The sequence below is a fragment of the Flavobacterium procerum genome, from assembly GCF_042431625.1.
GTDB classification, from domain to species: domain Bacteria; phylum Bacteroidota; class Bacteroidia; order Flavobacteriales; family Flavobacteriaceae; genus Flavobacterium; species Flavobacterium procerum.
In genome coordinates this window covers 297,751-318,102 of sequence record NZ_JBHLYW010000001.1, presented here as the reverse complement: position 1 = coordinate 318,102, position 20,352 = coordinate 297,751, and the positions used below count along the sequence as shown (strand labels likewise).

At 34.7% G+C, this 20,352-nt stretch carries 13 protein-coding genes; all 13 read right to left on the bottom strand.

Annotated elements, in window-relative coordinates:
* Positions 1-180: 180 nt before the first annotated feature.
* The 13 genes from ACFFLS_RS01430 to ACFFLS_RS01370 all read right to left on the bottom strand — a co-directional run bounded on the left by ACFFLS_RS01430 (position 181) and on the right by ACFFLS_RS01370 (position 20,265).
* Positions 181-2,193, bottom strand: a complete 2,013-nt coding sequence (locus ACFFLS_RS01430; RefSeq protein WP_379683650.1) for a DUF3858 domain-containing protein — start codon at positions 2,191-2,193, stop codon at positions 181-183.
* A gap of 43 nt (positions 2,194-2,236) precedes the next feature.
* Positions 2,237-4,147 carry a DUF3858 domain-containing protein gene (locus ACFFLS_RS01425; protein ID WP_379683652.1) on the bottom strand — a complete coding sequence of 637 codons (1,911 nt, stop codon included), beginning with the start codon at positions 4,145-4,147 and terminating at the stop codon, positions 2,237-2,239.
* Positions 4,148-4,211: 64 nt separating this feature from the next.
* The gene (gene dtd / locus ACFFLS_RS01420) at positions 4,212-4,664 is read right to left on the bottom strand and encodes a D-aminoacyl-tRNA deacylase (protein ID WP_379683653.1); all 453 of its coding nucleotides are present in this window, start codon (positions 4,662-4,664) and stop codon (positions 4,212-4,214) included.
* A gap of 173 nt (positions 4,665-4,837) precedes the next feature.
* Positions 4,838-5,815, bottom strand: coding sequence for a ribosome small subunit-dependent GTPase A (rsgA, locus tag ACFFLS_RS01415; RefSeq protein ID WP_379683654.1), 978 nt, complete (start codon positions 5,813-5,815; stop codon positions 4,838-4,840).
* A 136-nt stretch (positions 5,816-5,951) separates the two neighbouring features.
* Positions 5,952-9,374: a DUF2135 domain-containing protein gene (locus ACFFLS_RS01410; protein ID WP_379683655.1), complete on the bottom strand. Its 3,423-nt coding sequence runs from the start codon at positions 9,372-9,374 to the stop codon at positions 5,952-5,954.
* Between the two features lie 364 nt (positions 9,375-9,738).
* Positions 9,739-10,821, bottom strand: coding sequence for a chorismate mutase (locus tag ACFFLS_RS01405; protein ID WP_379683656.1), 1,083 nt, complete (start codon positions 10,819-10,821; stop codon positions 9,739-9,741).
* 12 nt (positions 10,822-10,833) lie between these two features.
* Complete coding sequence (locus ACFFLS_RS01400; RefSeq protein WP_379683657.1) at positions 10,834-11,691, bottom strand: prephenate dehydrogenase; 858 nt, start codon at positions 11,689-11,691, stop codon at positions 10,834-10,836.
* A 277-nt stretch (positions 11,692-11,968) separates the two neighbouring features.
* Complete coding sequence (locus ACFFLS_RS01395; RefSeq protein ID WP_379683658.1) at positions 11,969-13,114, bottom strand: pyridoxal phosphate-dependent aminotransferase; 1,146 nt, start codon at positions 13,112-13,114, stop codon at positions 11,969-11,971.
* A gap of 64 nt (positions 13,115-13,178) precedes the next feature.
* Entirely contained in the window at positions 13,179-14,006 is an 828-nt protein-coding gene (locus ACFFLS_RS01390) for a prephenate dehydratase (RefSeq protein WP_379683659.1), read from the bottom strand.
* Positions 14,007-14,554: 548 nt separating this feature from the next.
* Positions 14,555-15,721 (bottom strand): DUF1501 domain-containing protein, encoded by a 1,167-nt coding sequence (locus ACFFLS_RS01385; RefSeq protein WP_379683660.1) that lies wholly within the window; start codon positions 15,719-15,721, stop codon positions 14,555-14,557.
* A 12-nt stretch (positions 15,722-15,733) separates the two neighbouring features.
* A complete protein-coding gene (locus ACFFLS_RS01380) occupies positions 15,734-17,131 on the bottom strand; it encodes a DUF1800 domain-containing protein (protein WP_379683661.1) in 1,398 nt (465 codons plus the stop codon).
* A gap of 268 nt (positions 17,132-17,399) precedes the next feature.
* Positions 17,400-17,669, bottom strand: a complete 270-nt coding sequence (locus tag ACFFLS_RS01375; protein ID WP_379683662.1) for a hypothetical protein — start codon at positions 17,667-17,669, stop codon at positions 17,400-17,402.
* A gap of 202 nt (positions 17,670-17,871) precedes the next feature.
* Positions 17,872-20,265 (bottom strand): ribonucleoside-diphosphate reductase subunit alpha, encoded by a 2,394-nt coding sequence (locus tag ACFFLS_RS01370; RefSeq protein WP_379683663.1) that lies wholly within the window; start codon positions 20,263-20,265, stop codon positions 17,872-17,874.
* Between the last annotated feature and the right edge of the window lie 87 nt (positions 20,266-20,352).

Below are 20,352 nucleotides of genomic sequence, written 5' to 3'. Positions count from 1 at the left end.
TATGAGAAAAAAGTCCTTCCTTTTTTAAACAAAATTACTGCTGGAGCTGCAGTATCTGCAGGACAAAATTTCTCCTGCAGTTCTGCGACAGTTACTTTTCCGAGTTCATATTTTTGAGCATATGTTTTTGAAAAATTAAATAGGAAAAAAATAAGAACACGATTGGATGCAATTTCATACTTAAATCTTTTTTAATACTATTTTTTCAGTCTCCTTATCGACAATTCCTTTATAATAATCTTTCAGCATTTCATACTGTTCCGTGGTAATGATTGCTTCATTAATCTGGTTTACGACATTTAATTGAAGTACATTTTCTGTTGCTCCTAGGTGAAATTTAAAACTGCCCACATTGTTTTCCATGTTCATTGCAGAAGAGGCCGGAAGACTTTCTATAGCGTAACCGTCGGGAATTTTGATTGTAATATTAAACTTATCCATGAATGGAAAACCAAAATCAACTGGATATTCTCGTACATCTTGCTTAAAAGGATTTTTTTCGTTGGCAAAAAACAACATCGGATTAATGTATATTTTCCCTCCAATTACATCACACAAATCATTTCCTATAAAAGAATAAGATTCTACAGTAGGAAGCAAAACATCTTTTTCGTTTGTAAGCTTGTATTCGCTGATTTCTATTTTGCGGTTTTTATTTTCTAATTTCTCCAAATAATCTTCTTCTTTCACTCCATCTAAACCCGCTCTTGAACTAAAAGCTCTGTAATCTGTACATTGTTTTCTAATCTTACCGGTAACTTTTCCTTCTGGTGCAATATCATAAGACATAAAAACAATTTCATTTGAATTCTTTTTCGGAATCAAATCGATATCTTCTGAAGTTCCGTCTTTTCTAATCAGTCTTCCATGCCAGTTTAATGTTCTGAATGGAAGAATGTTCGGTGCTGAAAATTTATCAGAAGCATCTAAAAGAATTCTTCCGTTTGGTGTATCGGCAGCTGCTATGACATAATTGAAAGCTGTTCTGTTCGGAAAAATCGAAATTCCATTAGAACGCGTACTTACCAATACGGGATTGGCATTTAATCCTGCATGACGCAACATGGCAGTAAGCATCAAATTGATATCTCCAATATTTCCTGATTTTTCTTTATAGGCTTTCTTTACTCCTTTTTCACAGCCGAATCCCATAAAATCATTCCATTTTACTTTAGATTTCACAAAACTCAAAACCACCAGGATTTTTTCATCATCTGATTTTGCGTTTGCTAACAATGGTTTCAATTCATCCTCAAAATAACCTGATTTGTTTAATTCGGCACCAAAACTATCGTAATCATAAATTGTTTTTGCAACAGACTCCCAATCGTGAGAAAGTACTTTGACTGGAGCATTTGGATATTTTATCACAGATAACTCCTGCTCAAGACTCGATCTGTAGTTATTTATATTATTGACAAAATCTTCTGATTTCAGAGCTGGTATATTCTCTAAAAGATAGGTCGTTTTTGTCTCAACATAATCGACTTTGCTGGTATTGTATGAAGTTTGGATAATACGGCCTTCTGATCTTTCTTTCTCTGTAAATGAAAGGCTTTTATTATTTTTCTCCACCATAGTTTTTGGAAAAATGTACCCTTTCTGTCTTATATTAAAAACATAATATTCAGGAACATATGTTGCAAACTGTGAATAATTTACCGGTATTTCTTCCTGAAATTCCCAATCGGGCATCCAGCCGATATTTTTGGTTCTAACACTATATTTGTATTCTAAGATTGAACCCTCTTTTACATTAGAAAATGCCAGTTTTTTTCTTCCTCGGTATTTGTTTATTACTTCATCAAAAACACCGTCGCTTTTTACTTTTATCTTTTCAACTTTTCCACCTACAATGTTGTACGTGTAAGCGTCTGAGAAACTCACATTTTCTCGTACATTTCCGTCAAGATAATACGGAACAGTCTGATTGGCATATTCGTAGCCGTCATTCTTGTAAATCTTAATTCTGGTTTCTACTTCTGTGTTGATTACAAAACCCTCTAATTCATTGTACTCAATTTTGGAATAACCTCTTTTGTACAGGATTGCCGCCACTGCTGAAGAATCTTTCGGATGCGATTTCTGTTCCAGTTCTGCAATCGATACTTTTCCTAATTTAAATTCCTGAGCATTTACTTTAGAAATTATCAGCACAAGAACTATACAGCTGAATAGTTTAAAGTTTTTCATTTTTGACTTGGTTTGGTTGGTTTATTTTTATTGTTCTTTTTGTCTAAATCTTGGCTAGTATAACTTTTGCGTTGTCATTTCTAGAAATCTGTTCCATAAACAAACGGTATTCATCATATTCTGTATTTGAATATTTTCCTTTGGCAACAAACATCGATCTTTTGTAGGTTATTTTATTATTGGCATTTTTTATGACTTCGGTTTTATATTCTCCGAACTTTCCTTTTAATTCATAATTTGAAGGAAGAAATTCAACCGCATAACCAGCTGGAAGATTTACTTCGATTTCATCGGTATGCCAATATCCTCTTTGAATTTCAAAAGGGTTTTTCCTGTTTCTGATACGTTTTACATTTCCTTTTGTCTGATTAAATGAATTGATCACAAAAATCATCTTATTACCAGAAACTGAACCATAACCCGTAGCGTTCAACTGCAAATCTTCTGTAAAACGAATATTCTCTTTATCATTCGTCAAGCTGATTTTTCCTAATTTCAAGTTGTTGATGTTCTCCCAGTAATTTTTATAATGCTTTTCTTTTTCTGTAGGTTGCAAATGTTCGACTCTCGTTCTGTGGCTATACTGCAACCCTTCTGAAACGATAGAAAGCGAACCAGAAAAATTACCGTTTTCGTCTAGAGTGTATATCCCTTTGTCTTTTTGAACATTCCCTTTGTCTTCATAAATTTTGGTTCTAACAATTTCGCCTCCTTCTGGTTTTACTACCAAAACATCGCGATCATCTGTAAAAGTTCCTTGATAGCCAAAAGGATCGTCCTGACTGGTGCATTCAAGCCATACATAATCATTTCCGTTCGGAACAGCCAAAATCATATGATTTCCTTGCATCGAAACAAAGTCGGATTGTATACTTAATTTGTTATGAGAATCACCGTATAAAATTGTGTTGTACGAAGGCACATCTACAGCCTGCAAGAGCGCTTTAGTGTAATTGCTTAAAGCTTTACAGTCTCCATAACCCAATCGGTCAACATCTGAAGCAAGCATAGGTTTCCAACCTCCGATTCCAACCTGAATACTTACATATCTGGATTTCTTCTGTACAAAATCATAAATAATTTTTGCTTTTTTGATAGGATCTTTTTCATTTCCTACCAACTCTTTTATTTTAGTTTTTGTCTCATCGGGCAAAGTCGTAGTTCCGTTTAAGATTTTATCGCCATACCATTTTCCAAATGCTTCCCATGTTGAAGCATTTCCGTCTACACCTTCAAGATGAAATTTCTCCAATCCCATCATGACCGACGGAAACAAATCAATTGATGACGGGCTGTAATCTTCTCTTTTTTGCGCTACGATATTGGCTGCCGAATAACTGAGTTTTGTGTCCGAATCTTCTGTTTTTTGGATATTAAAGCCCGAAAAATGAAATTCTTTCTTTTTGAATCCTAAATTATTTGGAAAACTTACATTCAAGACACATTTTTCAACGCTTACATAATTACCGCCCAAAAAAGTCCATTGTGGCATAAATGCAGTATTCGACGTTTCTACTTCGCTATTATAAACAATGGTAAAAGGATATGTCGTTGGAGTATAGTTCAGAAAAAGAATTCGATTATCTGAAAAAAGAGTACTGCCACTTACAGCACTTTGGTCTCTAAAATCTTTTCGCTTAATTTTTTTGATTTCGTTACCGAAAGCATCGTAAACAATTGCCTCTATATTTTTAATGGAAGTAGATTTATCGTAATGCTGATAAGCATCTATATGATTTTGTCCGTTTTCGTTTAAAACAGTAACCACTCTCTGAATCTTCAAATTCATGCTTCGTTGAGAAGCAATTGTGATATCCATTTGATCTAAACGAACCACCGCATTCGCATTTTCCTTAAGACTGTCGGCAATGGTTAAAATAGTATAATTATTTTTCTGAGCGCTAGAAAACAGTACAGAAAACAAGAAAATAAGCGTAAAATAAAGGCTTTTCATTAGTAAGTAATTTCGTCAAATATATATTATTTTCAGAAATCCTTAACGGCTGTTTAATTTAATTTTACTCTTTATTTTTGCTGTCAATTAGAATGGTTACAGGACCATCATTTAACAGGCTGACTTTCATATCAGCACCAAAAATTCCGGTTTGTACTTTCTTTTGAAATTCATTTTCCAATGCCCTCACAAAATTTTCATACATGGGAATGGCAAAATCTGGTTTCGCTGCTTTTATGTAAGAAGGACGGTTTCCTTTCTTAGTCGAGGCATGAAGCGTAAACTGGCTTACCACAATTATATCGCCGTCAACATCCTGAACCGAGCAGTTCATGACATCGTTTTCGTCTCCAAAAATCCTCATTTTAATAATCTTTCCGGCAAGCCAATCAATATCTTCCTGAGTATCGGCATCTTCAATTCCAACTAAAACCAATAAGCCTTTTTGAATAGCTGCTGTTTTTTGACCATCAACTGTTACTGATGCTTGGGAAACTCTTTGGATAACTACTCTCATTATTATTTTGATCTAGTATAGTGTAATTTATTGGCCACAGATTACACGGATTAAACAGATTTAACTTCTAGGTTAGATGCACTGCAGTGCATCGCTACAGTATAAATATTCCATTTGTCAATTGGAATTTGGATTTTTTATAGACAACAGTTGAAATTGGAATTTTAACGATTTTATTTCCTTGTTTCATCACTCGCAGCTCGATCTTCGCCATAAGTATCTGTGCGGTAATGTTCTTCGTCACCTTCAAGGATTTTCACGTAACTGTTGTAACGCGACCAAGCTATTTCGTCTTTTTCTAAAGCGGCTTTAACAGCGCAATGTGGTTCTTCTTTGTGTAAGCAATTGTTAAACTTGCATTGATCTTGAAGCCTGAAGAATTCCGGAAAATAATGACTGATTTCTGATGGTTCCATATCGACGATTCCGAAACCTTTTATTCCTGGTGTATCGATAATTCGGGCATCAAATGACAAATCGTACATTTCTGCAAAAGTTGTAGTATGCTGACCTTGCTTGCTCTGTTCTGAAATTACCGAAGTTTTTAAGTGAAGACTTGGCTCTAATGCATTTACCAAAGTCGATTTTCCAACACCAGAGTGTCCAGAAAACATGCTGACTTTACCGATCATCATTTCTTTTAGTTTATCAATTCCTTTATTTTCTGTTGATGAAATACGCAGGCATTTATATCCAATTTCAGAATAAATATGCTGTAAATACAATTGATCGTCTAATGTCTGCTCTGTTAGTGTATCGATTTTATTGAATACAAGAATCGCTTCAATTCCGTACGCTTCGGCGGTAACTAGAAAACGATCTATAAAACTGGTCGTAGTCGGAGGATTATCAATTGTAATCAGTAAAAAAACCTGATCGATATTGGAAGCAATAATATGAATCTGTTTGGATAAATTAACCGATTTACGAACGATGTAGTTTTTTCTTTCGTGAATGTTGTGGATCATTCCGGTCACAATATCTGAATTCTGCTCCAATTCATAATCTACAATATCGCCAACAGCAATAGGATTGGTACTTTTGATACCTTTTATTCTGAATTTTCCCTTCATTCGGCATTCCATAAAATCCCCATTTTCAGATTTTACGGTGTACCAGCTTCCTGTAGATTTATAAACGGTTCCTGTCATTCAAATTCAAATTGTTGATTTTAGTTTTTAGATTGCTCTATAACTAAAAATTTTAAAAGGCAAAATTACGTTTTTTGAATTGAACAACGCAATTTCGCCTTTTAAATTTGAAAACAGAATCCTTAATTTACCGTCTTTACCAATTGATTTCGGCTAAAATTTCATTTTCTTTTATTTTTCCTAACTGAATTGTTTTTAAAGTTCTTGATACTTTTCCTCCTTTCGTGGTATAAATTTCAACCATAACTGTTGCTGGTCCGTTTTCAGTCAATTCGCTTTCGCCAAAATAGTTAGTCTTGATTTTATATTTTCCTTTCTTAGCATTTCTGATTAAATATTGCTCTGGTCCGTAACCACGTGTAAAATCTTTTGAAAATCTCGCGCCTGCATCTGTTGTTTTGTTGCCATAATAACATTCTTCGCCAGTTGGTTCAATCACATGCAAATCTAAATCTACATCCATCAAATTCCAGTTCATGATAATTCTAATATCAACGGGCATTTTTGCAAGATACTTTTTATCGAGCTTAGCTGCTTTTATTTCAGAACGCTCAGTCATTAAACGATTAACATCCATTAGAATAATATCTTCTACTCCTTCATATTGTCCATTCATTTCACCGTAATAATTTACTTCAAGCGATTTTATCAATTGGTCAAATGCTTCCTGATATTTTCCTGCATCTTCAAGTGCCAAAGCATAATCTCTTAAACTCTGTGGTTCATGAGCTCTCCATTTTGCAACTTGTTGCGCCGTAAACACAGCATCGTTATATGATTCCCATTGGCGTAAAGTATAAGTTAATGTTTTATAAAGCTGATGATTCTCTAAACCTAAATCGGCAATATTACTGATTACCTGCAATGCTTTTTTTACATCGCCTTGATTGTAGAAAAAATGTGCAACATCAAAATAAAAACTTGGATTTCTTTCATTTGATTTTCGCAGTTCAAAATACAAATCATACTGTTTTTCTTTTGGTGCTGATGCCAAAGCTTTTAAATACAATCTATCTGGATTCCAGGTTTTGGTTTCGGTTTGAGAAACATTATCATTTATAAAATCCTGAACTACGTTTAAAGTATCAGCCACAGCTTTATCTTTTACTTCGCTATTAACAACAACCTCACTACCTACTGCAAGTCCTGGAACTTGTGAAATAGCTGTGTTTTCTGAAATTTCCTTAGCCGAAATAGATTGAATGCTACCAGTAACAGTTGCTCTTTTAGCAGTTGCAGCATATGCCGTTACCACAACTTCTTCTAGCTTAGAAGACTGTTCCATTTTTCTTGCATCATCTTTTCTTTCTTCTACTGCTCTTGCTCGAGCAACGGGTTCATCAACCGTTAAAACCGCATTTGGATTAGCCCTGCGTGTTCTCGGACTCGAAACAACTACTTCTGCAAGCTGTGCACTCTGTTCTCGTAGTGCCACCCTAATCATATTGTTTCTTCCAACATTTACATGAGCGTTTTCTGCTCCAATATAAGAAATAACAAGTTCTGTATTTTCAGAAGCCTGAATGGTAAATTTTCCATCAAAATCTGTAGTTACTGAATTTCTTTGTCCTCTTATTGTTACGTTGGCTCCAGGCAGAGGAGCTCCGTAAGAATCTTCAACAATTCCTGAAATAAAACCTTCAGCTACGCTTGCGCTTCTTTCTAAAGCTGTTCTCGCAACATTACCAATGCCACTGCTACTACTGCTATTTCGTCTTCTCGAATTCTCTTTCTTAGATTTAACTGGTTTTGGCTTCACATATCTTATATTTTCTTTCCACCATTCATCCAATCCTGTAAAATAACGTTCAATATTTTCCCAGTTGTTTTTTTGTTGTGCAAGTCGGCTGTCTTGTTCCAGTTTTTTAATGCGGTCAAATTCGGCAAGAAGTTCTGCTGGCGGTACAATATCATACGAAATATAATCGCGAATATCTTCTAAAACAATCAAAGAAGTATTTTTGGTTACGATTCCGAATTTCTTTCCTAAAAGTTCAATTTCATCAGCATTTTTAGTGTACTGCAATTCAAGATTAGCTATCTTTTTTTGCGCCCAAAGTTTTTCTACATTAATATCAGTCGTATTTTGAGCAGCTGCATCTAAAGCTATTTTTCTTTCTAAAACTGTCCCGTTTCCGTAACCAAAAAGCAACGTAATTTCATTTTTTGGATTCAAAGAAATTCCAGAAAAACTAAGGTTTCCTGAAACAGGAGTTCCTTCCATCGGAAACAAATCTGTTATCGTAAGATTTTCTTTTATGCCCAAAAACTTCAAACTGACATTGGTCAATTTATCTAAAGCCGTTACAGTATTTATTTGATTTAAGTTGATGAAATTTCCTCCAGTATTTATTGAAGTATAATTCAAAAAAGCAAAATCAGCAGAAACTGAAGACGTAATTGCATAAAGAGGCTTTTTTGTTTTTGGCAGAACACTTTCACTTAAAGAAGATAATCCGTCAGAAAAAAATAAATACTCATCCTGATTTTCAAAGTTTATTTGTGAAAAACGAGTACCTCCATCGTATTTTGTTTTTTCTAAAACCGCTTTTAAGTCAGACCAATTTCCATTAGAAATCACAAATTCTTTTTGTTTTTCGAAAGTATAATTTAAAAAGTACAACGTCACTTTTGTGTTTTTTATCTTTTGAAAATAAGCGTCAAGCAAATTCATTTCTTTTTTTAAATCACGGTTTTTACAACTCAAAGAATTATCCCAAATCAACCCAATTGAGTTTGGTGTTTTTTTGAGCGTCTTTCCCCCGTCAACAAAAGCATTTCCATAGAAATAATATTGTCCACCAACATTCTGTACAACAACACTCGGAATATTTTGCTGCATCGGAATCTTAAAAAGTAATTTTTCTGAAGGCTGATAGTTTTCTTTTTTTATGGATGCTTCAAAAGACTGGTTCCATTTAGAAAAAACAATTTCTTTTTCAGAATCTCCAGTTACAAATGGCTGTGCAGATGCTCCCAAAACCGAAATATTAATTTCAAATTTATCCAACTTTTTAGGATAACGACTCAAAAACTGATACGCCAGATTATCTTTGTCTGAAGCCAAAAGCTCTTCTTCATAACCGATAACTACAATTCGTTCGCCGTTTGGCATTAACGGATAAATTCTCGTCTTAAAATTATTCCCATCAACTTTTTCTAATAAACCTGGATCTACTCGGCGATGTTCGATTGCTTCAAAAACCTGTTTTCCTTTGTTTTTGTTTACCGGAACGGCTTCTCTCAATTTTCCATTAATATCAATTGCATATCTTGAAACCGAAACATTTTCCGGTAGCGGAAAAATAAGCTCGCCTTCCATTTGTCTTGTCCCTGAATTAAAAAAATGCATTTCGGCAGTAGTATAGGCAATGTTCCCTACGACTTTTACATTTACTTTTAACTGACTCATTCGCACTTTTTCTGCTTCTTCCCCTTTAACGGTAAGTTCGGGACTTTGAGCAAAAACCTTCGTTCCTAAAAAGAATATGAAACAAAGAAGAAAATTGAACCTTGTTTGAGAAAACAACGTTATTAGTGAAAGCAATTTTGGTCTCATGGCATAGATATTTAAAGTTGTATAATGATATAGAGCATAAAAAATTTCAAAAGGTTGGGAAGGAGTAAAAAAATTAATCATATAAGTGATATAAGAAAACTTTAGTCCCCTTTGAAAATATAGCCCAAGGTTTCAACCTTGGGAGGCAAATATTAGAATTTAATGCTTGAAAAATTGGATATGGATTGCGTTCCCAAGGATGAAACCTTGGGCTATGTTTAAAAACAAAAATCCCCGCCACTTCTCTCAAAGCGACGGAGATTTTAAAAAAACAATCTATTTTCAATTAATGCTATAAGAAAACTTTAAAATGCAGTTTGCAAAAACTTAAATTACCTTATATCACTTATATGTTTTGAGAAAATTATGCGTTGAAAATTTTCTCTTGGTGACCAATACTTTCTTGGTGAATTGCTTTGAATAATTTCAAAACAAACTCTTCTGTAAGACCTTTTTTCTCACCTTCCAAAATCATTTTTCCTAAGATTTCGTTCCAACGGTTGTTTTGAAGAATCGCAACGTTTGCGTCTTTTTTCACTTGACCAATTTCGTCAGCCACTTTCATACGTTTTCCTAACAACTCTAATAAATTAGCATCCAAAACATCGATATTAGCTCTTAGTTTTGTCATTTTTTGGCTGTATTCATCTGTAGTATCATCCGTTTTTCTGATAGTCAAATCTTTAATGATTTGTTTCAAAGTGTCTGGAGTAACTTGCTGTGCAGCATCAGACCAAGCATTGTCTGGATCGATATGCGTTTCGATAATCATACCATCGTAATTCAAGTCTAAAGCTTCTTGCGTTACTTCGAAAATCATTTTACGATCTCCAGTAATGTGAGAAGGGTCAATGATCAATGGTAAATCAGGGAATTTATTTTGCAATTCGATAGCAATTTGCCACTCTGGAATGTTTCTGTATTTTGTTTTTTCGTAAGTTGAGAAACCTCTGTGGATAACTCCTAATTTCTCGATTCCAGCCATGTGTAAACGCTCAACACCACCTAACCATAAAGCTAAATCTGGGTTTACTGGGTTTTTAACCAAAACAATTTTATCAGTTCCTTTTAAAGTATCAGCAATTTCTTGAACCGCAAAAGGGTTTGCTGTTGTACGAGCTCCAACCCATAAAACGTCGATATCGTATTCTAAAGCTAGTTTACAGTGAGCTGCAGTCGCAACTTCAGTTCCCATTAATAAACCAGTTTCAGCTTTTGCTTTTTGCAACCATTTTAATCCAATTTCTCCAATACCCTCAAATCCTCCTGGACGAGTTCTTGGTTTCCAGATTCCAGCTCTGAAAACGCTTACTTTTGAATCTTTCAATTCGTGAGCGATTTTCAAAACCTGTTCTTCAGTTTCTGCACTACAAGGTCCAGCTATCACAAGTGGGTGATTTAAATTGAAATCTTCTAACCACTTTCTCATTTCTTTCTTATTTTCCATCGTTTTTATAGTTTACTTTTTTATTGTTATTCCGTTTAATATTTCTCTAATTTTATTTACACTTTCCATTTCTTCAAAAATGGCGTTGTAATTGTCGTCTGCCAGCAAATCTCTAAACTGAGTTAAATTTGCAATATAACCTTCTAAGGTTTCCAGAACGTATTCTTTGTTTTGTTTAAAAATTGGTGTCCACATTGCGGGTGAACTTTTCGCTAGACGAACGGTGCTTTCAAATCCGCTACCCGCCATGTCAAAAATGTCCTGTTCGTCTTTTTCTTTTATCATTACTGTTTTTCCGAGCATAAACGAACTAATGTGCGATAAATGCGAAACGTAAGCAATGTGTTTGTCGTGCGAAATTGGATCCATGTATCGGATTCGCATTCCGATCGAGCTGAAAAGATTCAATGCCTTTTCCTGCAGTTTAAATGCCGTTTTTTCGACTTCGCAGATGATGTTTGTTTTTCCTTGAAACAAACCTCTTATTGCTGCCGAAGGTCCCGAAAACTCTGTTCCGGCAATTGGGTGCGTGGCAATAAAGTTTCTTCTTTTCGGATGATTGGCTACTGCTTCACAAATTGGCTTTTTAGTTGATCCTACTTCAAAAACAATTGTTTTATCTCCTACTGCGTCCAAAACTTTAGGTAAAACCGTCAGCGCTACATCTACCGGAACCGAAACCACTACAAAATCGGCTTTTTGTAAATCTTCAAAACTTCCTGCTTCGTCAATAACTCCTAAATCAATTGCCTGCTGCAAATGTTGTTCGTTACTGTCGATTCCTAAAATAGTCGCATCAGGATAACGCCCTTTGATATCTAGCACCATCGAACCGCCTATTAACCCTATTCCTATTACGTATACTTTCATATTTATTTTTATTTGAAGCTATTTCCTGCTATCCATTTCAATCTTTTCCGCCGAACCCCGGCGTAAAAGGATTTTCACTTCTATCAGGGCTAGGGCTTCTCGTTTTTAAGACCTTTTATTTTTTTCCGTCCTTTTTGTCATTTCGACTGAAAGGAGAAATCACACTAGAAATTACGTATGCTATTTCTCCAATCTTTGTCGATAAGCGAGTGTGATTTCTCCTTTCAGTCGAAATGACAAACTGTAGCGAAAAAATCTAAAATCTACATTCTGAAATCTAAAATCGATCTATCGCTTCTTGTACTTTTTCTTCTTTTACACAAAGTGAGAATCTGATATATCCTTCGCCGTTGCTTCCAAAAATGGTTCCCGGTGTAATGAAAATATGTTTCTCATATAATATTTCGTCAATGAACTTTTCCGAAGATTCGATTCCTTCTGGCAATTTTGCCCAAACGAAAAGCCCAACTCCTTCTTTATACACTTTACAGTTTAACTTTTCTGCTAACTTCTCCGTTAATTCTCTACGGCGTCTGTAGATTTTGTTTTGGTCTTCGAACCAAGATTTATCACATTTCAAAGCTGCAATTGCACCTTTCTGGATTCCGTAGAACATGCCGCTGTCCATATTGCTTTTTACTTTCAAAACTGCGTCGATAATTTCAGGATTTCCTAAAACCATCCCAACTCTCCAGCCTGCCATGTTGAATGTTTTACTTAGTGAATTCAATTCTAAAGCCACTTCTTTCGCTCCTTCAACTTGCAATAAACTCATCGGATTATCATTCAAAACAAAACTATACGGATTGTCGTTGATCAATAATATATTGTGTTTTTTAGCAAAAGCAACCAATTTTTCAAATAACGCTAAACTTCCTCTCGCTCCTGTTGGCATGTGCGGATAACCCAGCCACATAATTTTCACTTTCGAAAGGTCTAGCTTTTCTAAAGCTTCAAAATCTGGTTCCCAGCCATTTTCTTCTTTCAAATCGTAATAAACCGGAACTGCCTGAACCAAATTGGTTACCGAAGTATAAGTTGGATAACCTGGATTCGGAATCAAAACGTGGTCGCCTTCATTTAAAAATGCTAACGAAATGTGCATAATTCCTTCTTTTGAACCCATCAGAGGTAAAATCTCATTATTCGGATTCACTTCAACACCAAACTGATCTCGATAAAAATCCGCCATCGCCTGTCTCATTTCTGGTAATCCCTGATAGCTTTGATAACCATGCCCGTTTTCGTCTTGAATTGCCGCAGCGACTGCTTCAATTACTGCTTTTGACGGACTCAAATCAGGGCTTCCAATTCCCATGTTGATGATCGGTTTTCCTTCAGACATCAACTGACGAACTTCTCTTAGTTTTGATGAGAAGTAGTATTCTTCAACTGTGTCTAATCGTTTTGCTGTTGTAATCATTTTTTTTATTGCTTTAGGCTTTCTTTTTTAACTTCTAACTTTTAACTAATAACTCTTAACTTCCTTAAGGTCTAGTATTCTTATATTCTCCCAAAACTTTAAAATACTCTGCCATAATATTTAATAATGCTTTGGCTTTTGCAAAATCTTCGTATTTCTCGAATGTCACGTCTACGAAGAATGAATATTTCCAAGGCGTTTCGATTTTTGGAAGCGACTGGATTTTTGTCAAATTCAGTTTGCAGTCGCTCATTACATTTAAAACCGCCGCCAAACTTCCTCTTTTATGATCTAATTCAAATTTGATTGACGCCCTGTTGATTTCGTTTTCTGGCAAAAATGAATTTTGCTTTTTGATGATTACGAAACGAGTCATATTGTTTTTAATCGTTTGAATCGATGATGCAATAATATCCAGATTGTACATTTCAGAAGCTGTTACACTTGCAATTGCTGCAATTCCTGTTAACTGTTTTTCCTGAATTCTTCTGGCTGTTTCAGCTGTATCTTTATCCTCAATCAATTTGATATTTGGATATTGTTTCAGGAAATCCATACACTGCAAAAGTGCCATTGGATGCGAATGAACCTCTCTTATATCTTCAATTTTCTGACCATTTAAAGCCATTAAATTCTGTTGAATGTTTAAATAATGTTCTCCAATAATGTGCAGATTGTTCTTGTCAATCAAAGCATAATTTGGAATAATCGGACCTGCAATCGAATTTTCAATTGCCATTACGGCCTGATCAGATTTTCCGGCAATAAGGCTGTCGATCAATTCTTCAAAAGACAAACACTCATCAATATCCACATTTTCAGAGAAATACTCTTTCACAACTTGATGATGAAATGATCCTTTTATACCTTGTATTGCAATTTTCGTTGTCATATAGTCAAAAAAAAATCCTGATTTGCATCAGGATTGTATATTAGTTTTATTTGTCTTAATTTTTATCTCAAATAACCATAGCACAATCCTGACTTCTACTAAAGAAGAAATAAAAATTGTTGCTAAAATAAAAACGGTTAGTTGCCATTTTGTTTGTGTTATTTTTTAAATTCTCTGCGAATGTATAAATTATTTTTACCGCACCAAAAAAAATATTGCATTTTATGAAACAAAAAAGGATTTCTTAACAAATTTATGATGTTTTGTATGATAATATAAAAATATCGGCTTAAAATGAGATATTTACAATGGCTTTTTCTCAGTTATAAGATTCTGAGATGCTAAGGTTCTAAGTTTTTTTCGCCACGAATTCACGAATTAGCGCAAATATTTTCGGTTAATTAATTCACATTACACAGATTACTCGGTGTTTTTGTCATTTCGACCGAAGGGAGAAATCACACTCGCTTATCGACAAAGATTGGCGATATACTGTGTGGAATTTCTAGTGTGATTTCTCCCTTCGGTCGAAATGACAAAAATTGCGATTATCCAAATAATCCTGTAACCGGTTTACTAGTAATCCCAATTTTAGCATAATCAAAGTTCATTTTTTCTTTTAATAAAGAGGCATACACACTTCTAAAATCAATTTCATATTTTAAATCACCGTTATCTAAGTCCGCTAAATTTGGATTGCTTCCTAAAATTGTTCCTTTGTTATTCCCTCCAATGATGAACATTGGCGCCGCAGTTCCATGATCGGTTCCGTTTCCGTTGTCTTTTACTCTTCGTCCGAATTCTGAGAAAACTACTATTGTAACATTCTGCAATAATTGGGATTGTTTTAAATCAGAATAAAAACTATATAAAGAATCATTTAAATCGGTTAATTTTCTTTCGTGGATCGAAAGCTGATTGTCGTGTGTATCAAATCCGTTAAGAGACGTATAATATACTTTTGAGTTTAAATTCCCTTTTATTAAACGCGCAATCCATTCTAGGTTTTTAGATAATTCTGTTTTTGAATAATTGATTTCTGTTTTAGATTTTGCCAAAGCTTTTTGGATTTCATCTGAACCTTCTGTTACAGAATTGGCAATTTTTCGAACAAAATCTAAATGCGGATTTTTAGACAATGTCACATTTTCTTCTTTTGATTTAACTTTAAATCGATCCGGATCTTTTACAGTTATAAAATTAGGTTCAACACCTTTTAAAGCCAAATTATCAATCGAATCTAAATTGATTCCCGCTGTCGCCTGATGTCCGTTGCATTGCAAATCGAGAAATCTTCCGAGCCAGCCTTCGTTTATATATTTATTAGAATCGGTTGCCGTTTGCCAGATTTCCTGACTTCTAAAGTGCGAACGAATAGGTTCCGGATAACCAACATTCTGAATTACGGCTAAATCTCCATTTTGCTGCATTTGGGCAAAATCTTTTAACGAAGGATGAAATGCCATTCCTTTGTTCTTTCCAACAACCAAATCTTTATTTAAGGCAATTTTTGTTCGAAAATCATAATACAGCGGATTGTCGTATGGAATAAAAGTATTCAATCCGTCGTTTCCTCCATTCAATTGCACAAAAACAATACACTGCTCTCCAACCACCAAATTATTCTGCGAACCAAAAGCATGTAAAAAATCAGGAAGCACAAGTAATCCGCCTGTAAAAGTTCCTGTCAGTGTTAGAAAATTTCTTCTGTTCATGATTAGTGCTTTTTAGATTAATTGATATTCCGGAAGTTTTGTAATGTAATTAAAAAGTCTGACCACTGCAAAATCAGCATGCGGATCCTTAGGGTCAAAATCATATTTTAAAAGGTTTTCCATGTCTTTTTGAGCCGAATCGCTAACGGTAAATAATAATCGGTCTGACAATTCAGAAATGATGGTTTTGTTATTTCCTTCTGAATCAAAATTGACTTTTACCGCAACTTTTTCATATTCCGATTTTTCTTTTTCTACTCCGTTCATCATCGTTTTCAAAACCTTTCGATTCAGGCTTTTTCCACTGCATAATAAATCAGCTGTATTGTTTCTTTGGAGATAAACTTGTGAGGTCAGCCAGGAATTTCCGCCGTCCCAACCTTTTACATTTACCTGATTGTACAAATCCATTCCCTGCTGTTTTACAAATGCCATAATCGCTGCGTCATCAACATTCCCCATCTGCAGTTCATCACAGAGTTGTAAAATATAAACCAGCGGATTTTTGATTTTATTTCCAGAATTCTCTTTTTTAAATTCTTCCGTAAAGATTTTAGTCAATAAAGGTTCGATTTCAAACTTTTGCTTTCGGAAATAATCTCCATAATACAACACTAAATCTTCTGGCGGGTTGTCATATACAAACCATTTCAAAATTTTCCTTGTAATGAGATACGGAATATTTTTCTGTTCGAAAATAATATCGACCAAATCATCTGCTTTCCAGTTTCCTGTTTTACCGAAATAAGTTTTATTACTGTTGTCTTCGATATTTTTTCTGTAAACAGCACCTTCATCGCCAATATTCAATCCAGCCAAAGCTTTTGCACCGTTTTTAATATCGTCTTCGGTATAATTCCCAATTCCGATTGTGAACAATTCAAGCAATTCACGGCTTAAATTTTCGTTGACTTTCCCCTTTTTATTATCTCCGTTATCCAGATACCGAACCATGGCATTTGATTTCAGAATCTGTTTGGTTAATTCTTTAAAATTCCCAAAGGCATTTTCTCTTAAAATCATATTGTGCTGATAAATCCAGTAATTGATTTTCACTTTTTGCGAAGTAGAAACAAAATGATTGTGCCAGAAACAAACCATATTTTCACGCAATGGAAATTCATCGTTTCGCATTTTAGCAATCCACCATTTTTTGAATTCGGCAGTTGCTTGATTTTCTTTTTTCTGAATTTCCTTTTTGGTTTCGGAATCTGAAGTTTTGATGACTTCCCGAACTTGTTTCAACTCTAAAGTGGTTTTAGGTTGATCTTGCAGAAAGTCCGGAAGTGCTGTATCAAATTTTGAATTATAAGATTGCTTTAGAAATTTTTCTAAGCCGAGTTTTTCAATTTTTGAAGCTTGTTTTCCTGAAAAACCTAATCGTAAAGACCAAAGATTGCTTTTTTTCATCGTTCAGAAATTATTACAATAAGACTCAACTTTCTTTTAAAGGTTTAAAAGAAAAGATTCTGAGTCACTTAGTTACTAAGATGCTAAGTTTTAAAAGTCTTTGGTAATAATTAGAACGGGGAATTTTTGAGGATATTGTTTACAAAATATTTGACAATCATAATCAAATATAGCCCGTGGTTTCAACCACGGGAACACAACGGATTATCCCAATTCGTTTCCCGTGGTTGAAACCACGGGCTATATCCACAAAAGCTCTTAAACCTCCTTAGTACAAAAACTCATCCACGAATTCTTTATTTTCATTTAGATATAGAAAATAATTACCTGACTTTATCTGATTCTTATAAAGTTCTAATTTGATTTCAATACATGGAGTTGGAATAAAATCATGGTCGATTAAAATCGAAATAGATTTTGGAAGAATAGAATCAAACTCGACATCATGATATTGTGCTGGATCCATATTCTGAAAATATTTCAAAGCAAGACTATAAAGCTCTTTTGTATTGTGAATTGTTTTTTCTAATAAATCCATCTGTTTCAATTTATAATAATGAAGCCAAATATTCTAGCCCCGATTGAAGTGGAAATCCTTTTTATTTTTTCTTTAAAAATAAAAAGATTGAAACGAAAAGCGGGAATAGCTCCTAAAAAATAAAAGCAGCTATCAAAACGATAACTGCTTTTCATATATCAAATTAAAAATCTAAAATCTCAGATCTACATTCTAAAATCATTTAAGACCCACACATCTCACAATCTTCAGGATCTGCCGCTTGTGCTTTTAAAAGCATTGCTTTGTAATCCTCAACACTGATTGCTTCAGTTTCCTGAACTAGAGACGGAGCTGTTTCTTCTTTTTTATCGTTGTTTAATGTGAACTTAATCGCATCTACCGCTGCTTTTGTTCTTAGATAATACATTCCTGTTTTTAAACCAGACTGCCAAGCATAAAAGTGCATTGACGTTAGTTTAGAATAGTTGGCATCCTGCATGAACAAGTTCAACGATTGAGACTGGTCAATGAAATATCCTCTTTGGCGAGACATATCGATAATATCTTTCATCGACATTTCCCAAACTGTTTTATACAGCTCTTTTAAGTCTTGCGGAATGATATTGATGTTTTGAACAGAACCATTATGACGCATAATTTCTTGTTTCAAATCTTCGTTCCATAAACCTAGTTTTACTAAGTCTTCCAGTAAATGTTTGTTTACTACGATAAATTCTCCAGACAATACACGACGTGTGTAAATGTTTGATGTATACGGTTCAAAAGCTTCGTTGTTTCCAAGAATTTGAGAAGTCGATGCAGTTGGCATTGGTGCCACTAACAATGAGTTACGAACTCCGTGCTCAACAACTTCTTTTCTTAAGGATGCCCAATCCCAACGGCCTGATAATTCTTCATCTTTCATTCCCCACATATTGTATTGGAATTCTCCTTGTGACATTGGCGAACCTTCAAAAGTTGAGTATGGTCCTTCTTCTTTTGCCATTTCCATAGAAGCGGTTACAGCAGCGAAGTATAAAGTTTCAAAAATCTCCTGGTTTAATTTTTTAGCTTCATCGCTTGTAAACGGCATACGCAACATGATGAAAGCATCTGCTAAACCTTGAACACCTAATCCAACTGGACGGTGACGCATGTTTGAGTTTTCAGCTTCTTGAACTGGATAATAGTTTCTGTCGATTACTTTATTCAGGTTACGAGTTACACGTTTGGTAACATTGTAAAGCGCATGGTGATCGAATTGTCCGTTTTCAATGAACATCGGAAGAGAAATAGAAGCTAAGTTACAAACTGCAATTTCGTCTTTCGATGTAAACTCCATAATCTCTGTACACAAGTTTGACGAACGGATTGTTCCTAAATTCTTGTGGTTCGATTTACGGTTTGCTGCATCTTTGTACAACATATATGGCGTTCCAGTCTCGATTTGAGATTCAAGGATTTTCTCCCATAATTCACGTGCACGGATCGTTTTTCTTCCTTTTCCTCTAAATTCATAATCTGTATATAATGCTTCGAATTCATCTCCGTAAACATCATATAATCCTGGACACTCATTTGGACACATCAAAGTCCAAGTTGAATCTTCCTGAACACGTTTCATGAATAAATCTGAAGTCCACATGGCGAAGAATAAATCTCTAGCACGCATTTCTTCTTTTCCTGTATTTTTCTTTAAATCTAAGAAATCAAAGATATCAGCATGCCAGGTTTCGATGTAAATTGCAAAACTTCCTTTACGTTTTCCACCACCTTGATCTACGTAACGAGCGGTATCATTGAAAACTCTCAACATCGGAACAATTCCGTTTGAAGTTCCGTTTGTACCACGAATATAAGATCCAGTTGCACGAACGTTATGAATAGAAAGTCCGATTCCTCCCGCTGACTGCGAGATTTTTGCTGTTTGTTTTAGGGTGTCGTAAATACCGTCAATACTATCATCTTGCATTGCCAAAAGGAAACAAGAAGACATTTGCGGTTTTGGAGTTCCCGCGTTGAACAACGTTGGCGTTGCATGCGTAAAGAATTTTTTAGACATTAAATCGTAAGTTTCAATTACCGATTTTAAGTCATCTAAGTGAATACCAACAGAAACACGCATCAACATATGTTGTGGTCTTTCTACGATTTTTCCGTTTATTTTAAGAAGATAAGAACGTTCTAAAGTTTTGAAACCAAAGTAATCGTAATTAAAATCTCTTGTATAAATAATGTGAGAATCTAAAAAAGCAGCATTTTCCGTAATCACTTTAAATACGTCATCTGCAATTAACGGGGCATCTTGACCGTTTCTTGGATTCACGTAGTGATACATGTCTTTCATCGTTTCTGAGAAAGATTTTTTTGTATTAGAATGTAAATTTGAGATTGCTATACGAGCTGCCAATTGTGCATAATCCGGATGAGCAATAGTCATAGATGCCGCAGTTTCTGCTGCAAGATTATCCAATTCAGAAGTCGAAACTCCGTCATACAATCCTTCGATAACTCTCATCGCTACCTTTACCGGATCTACAAGCTCATTCAAGCCGTAGCACAATTTTTTGATTCTTTCTGTAATCTTATCAAACATTACGGGCTCTCTGTGGCCATCTCTTTTTACTACATACATAAGCTTACCTTTTATAGTTATTGAAAAAATGAAAGTAACTAGAGAACGAACTCCAGCACTTAAACATTGCGTGTTTTTAAATTAATT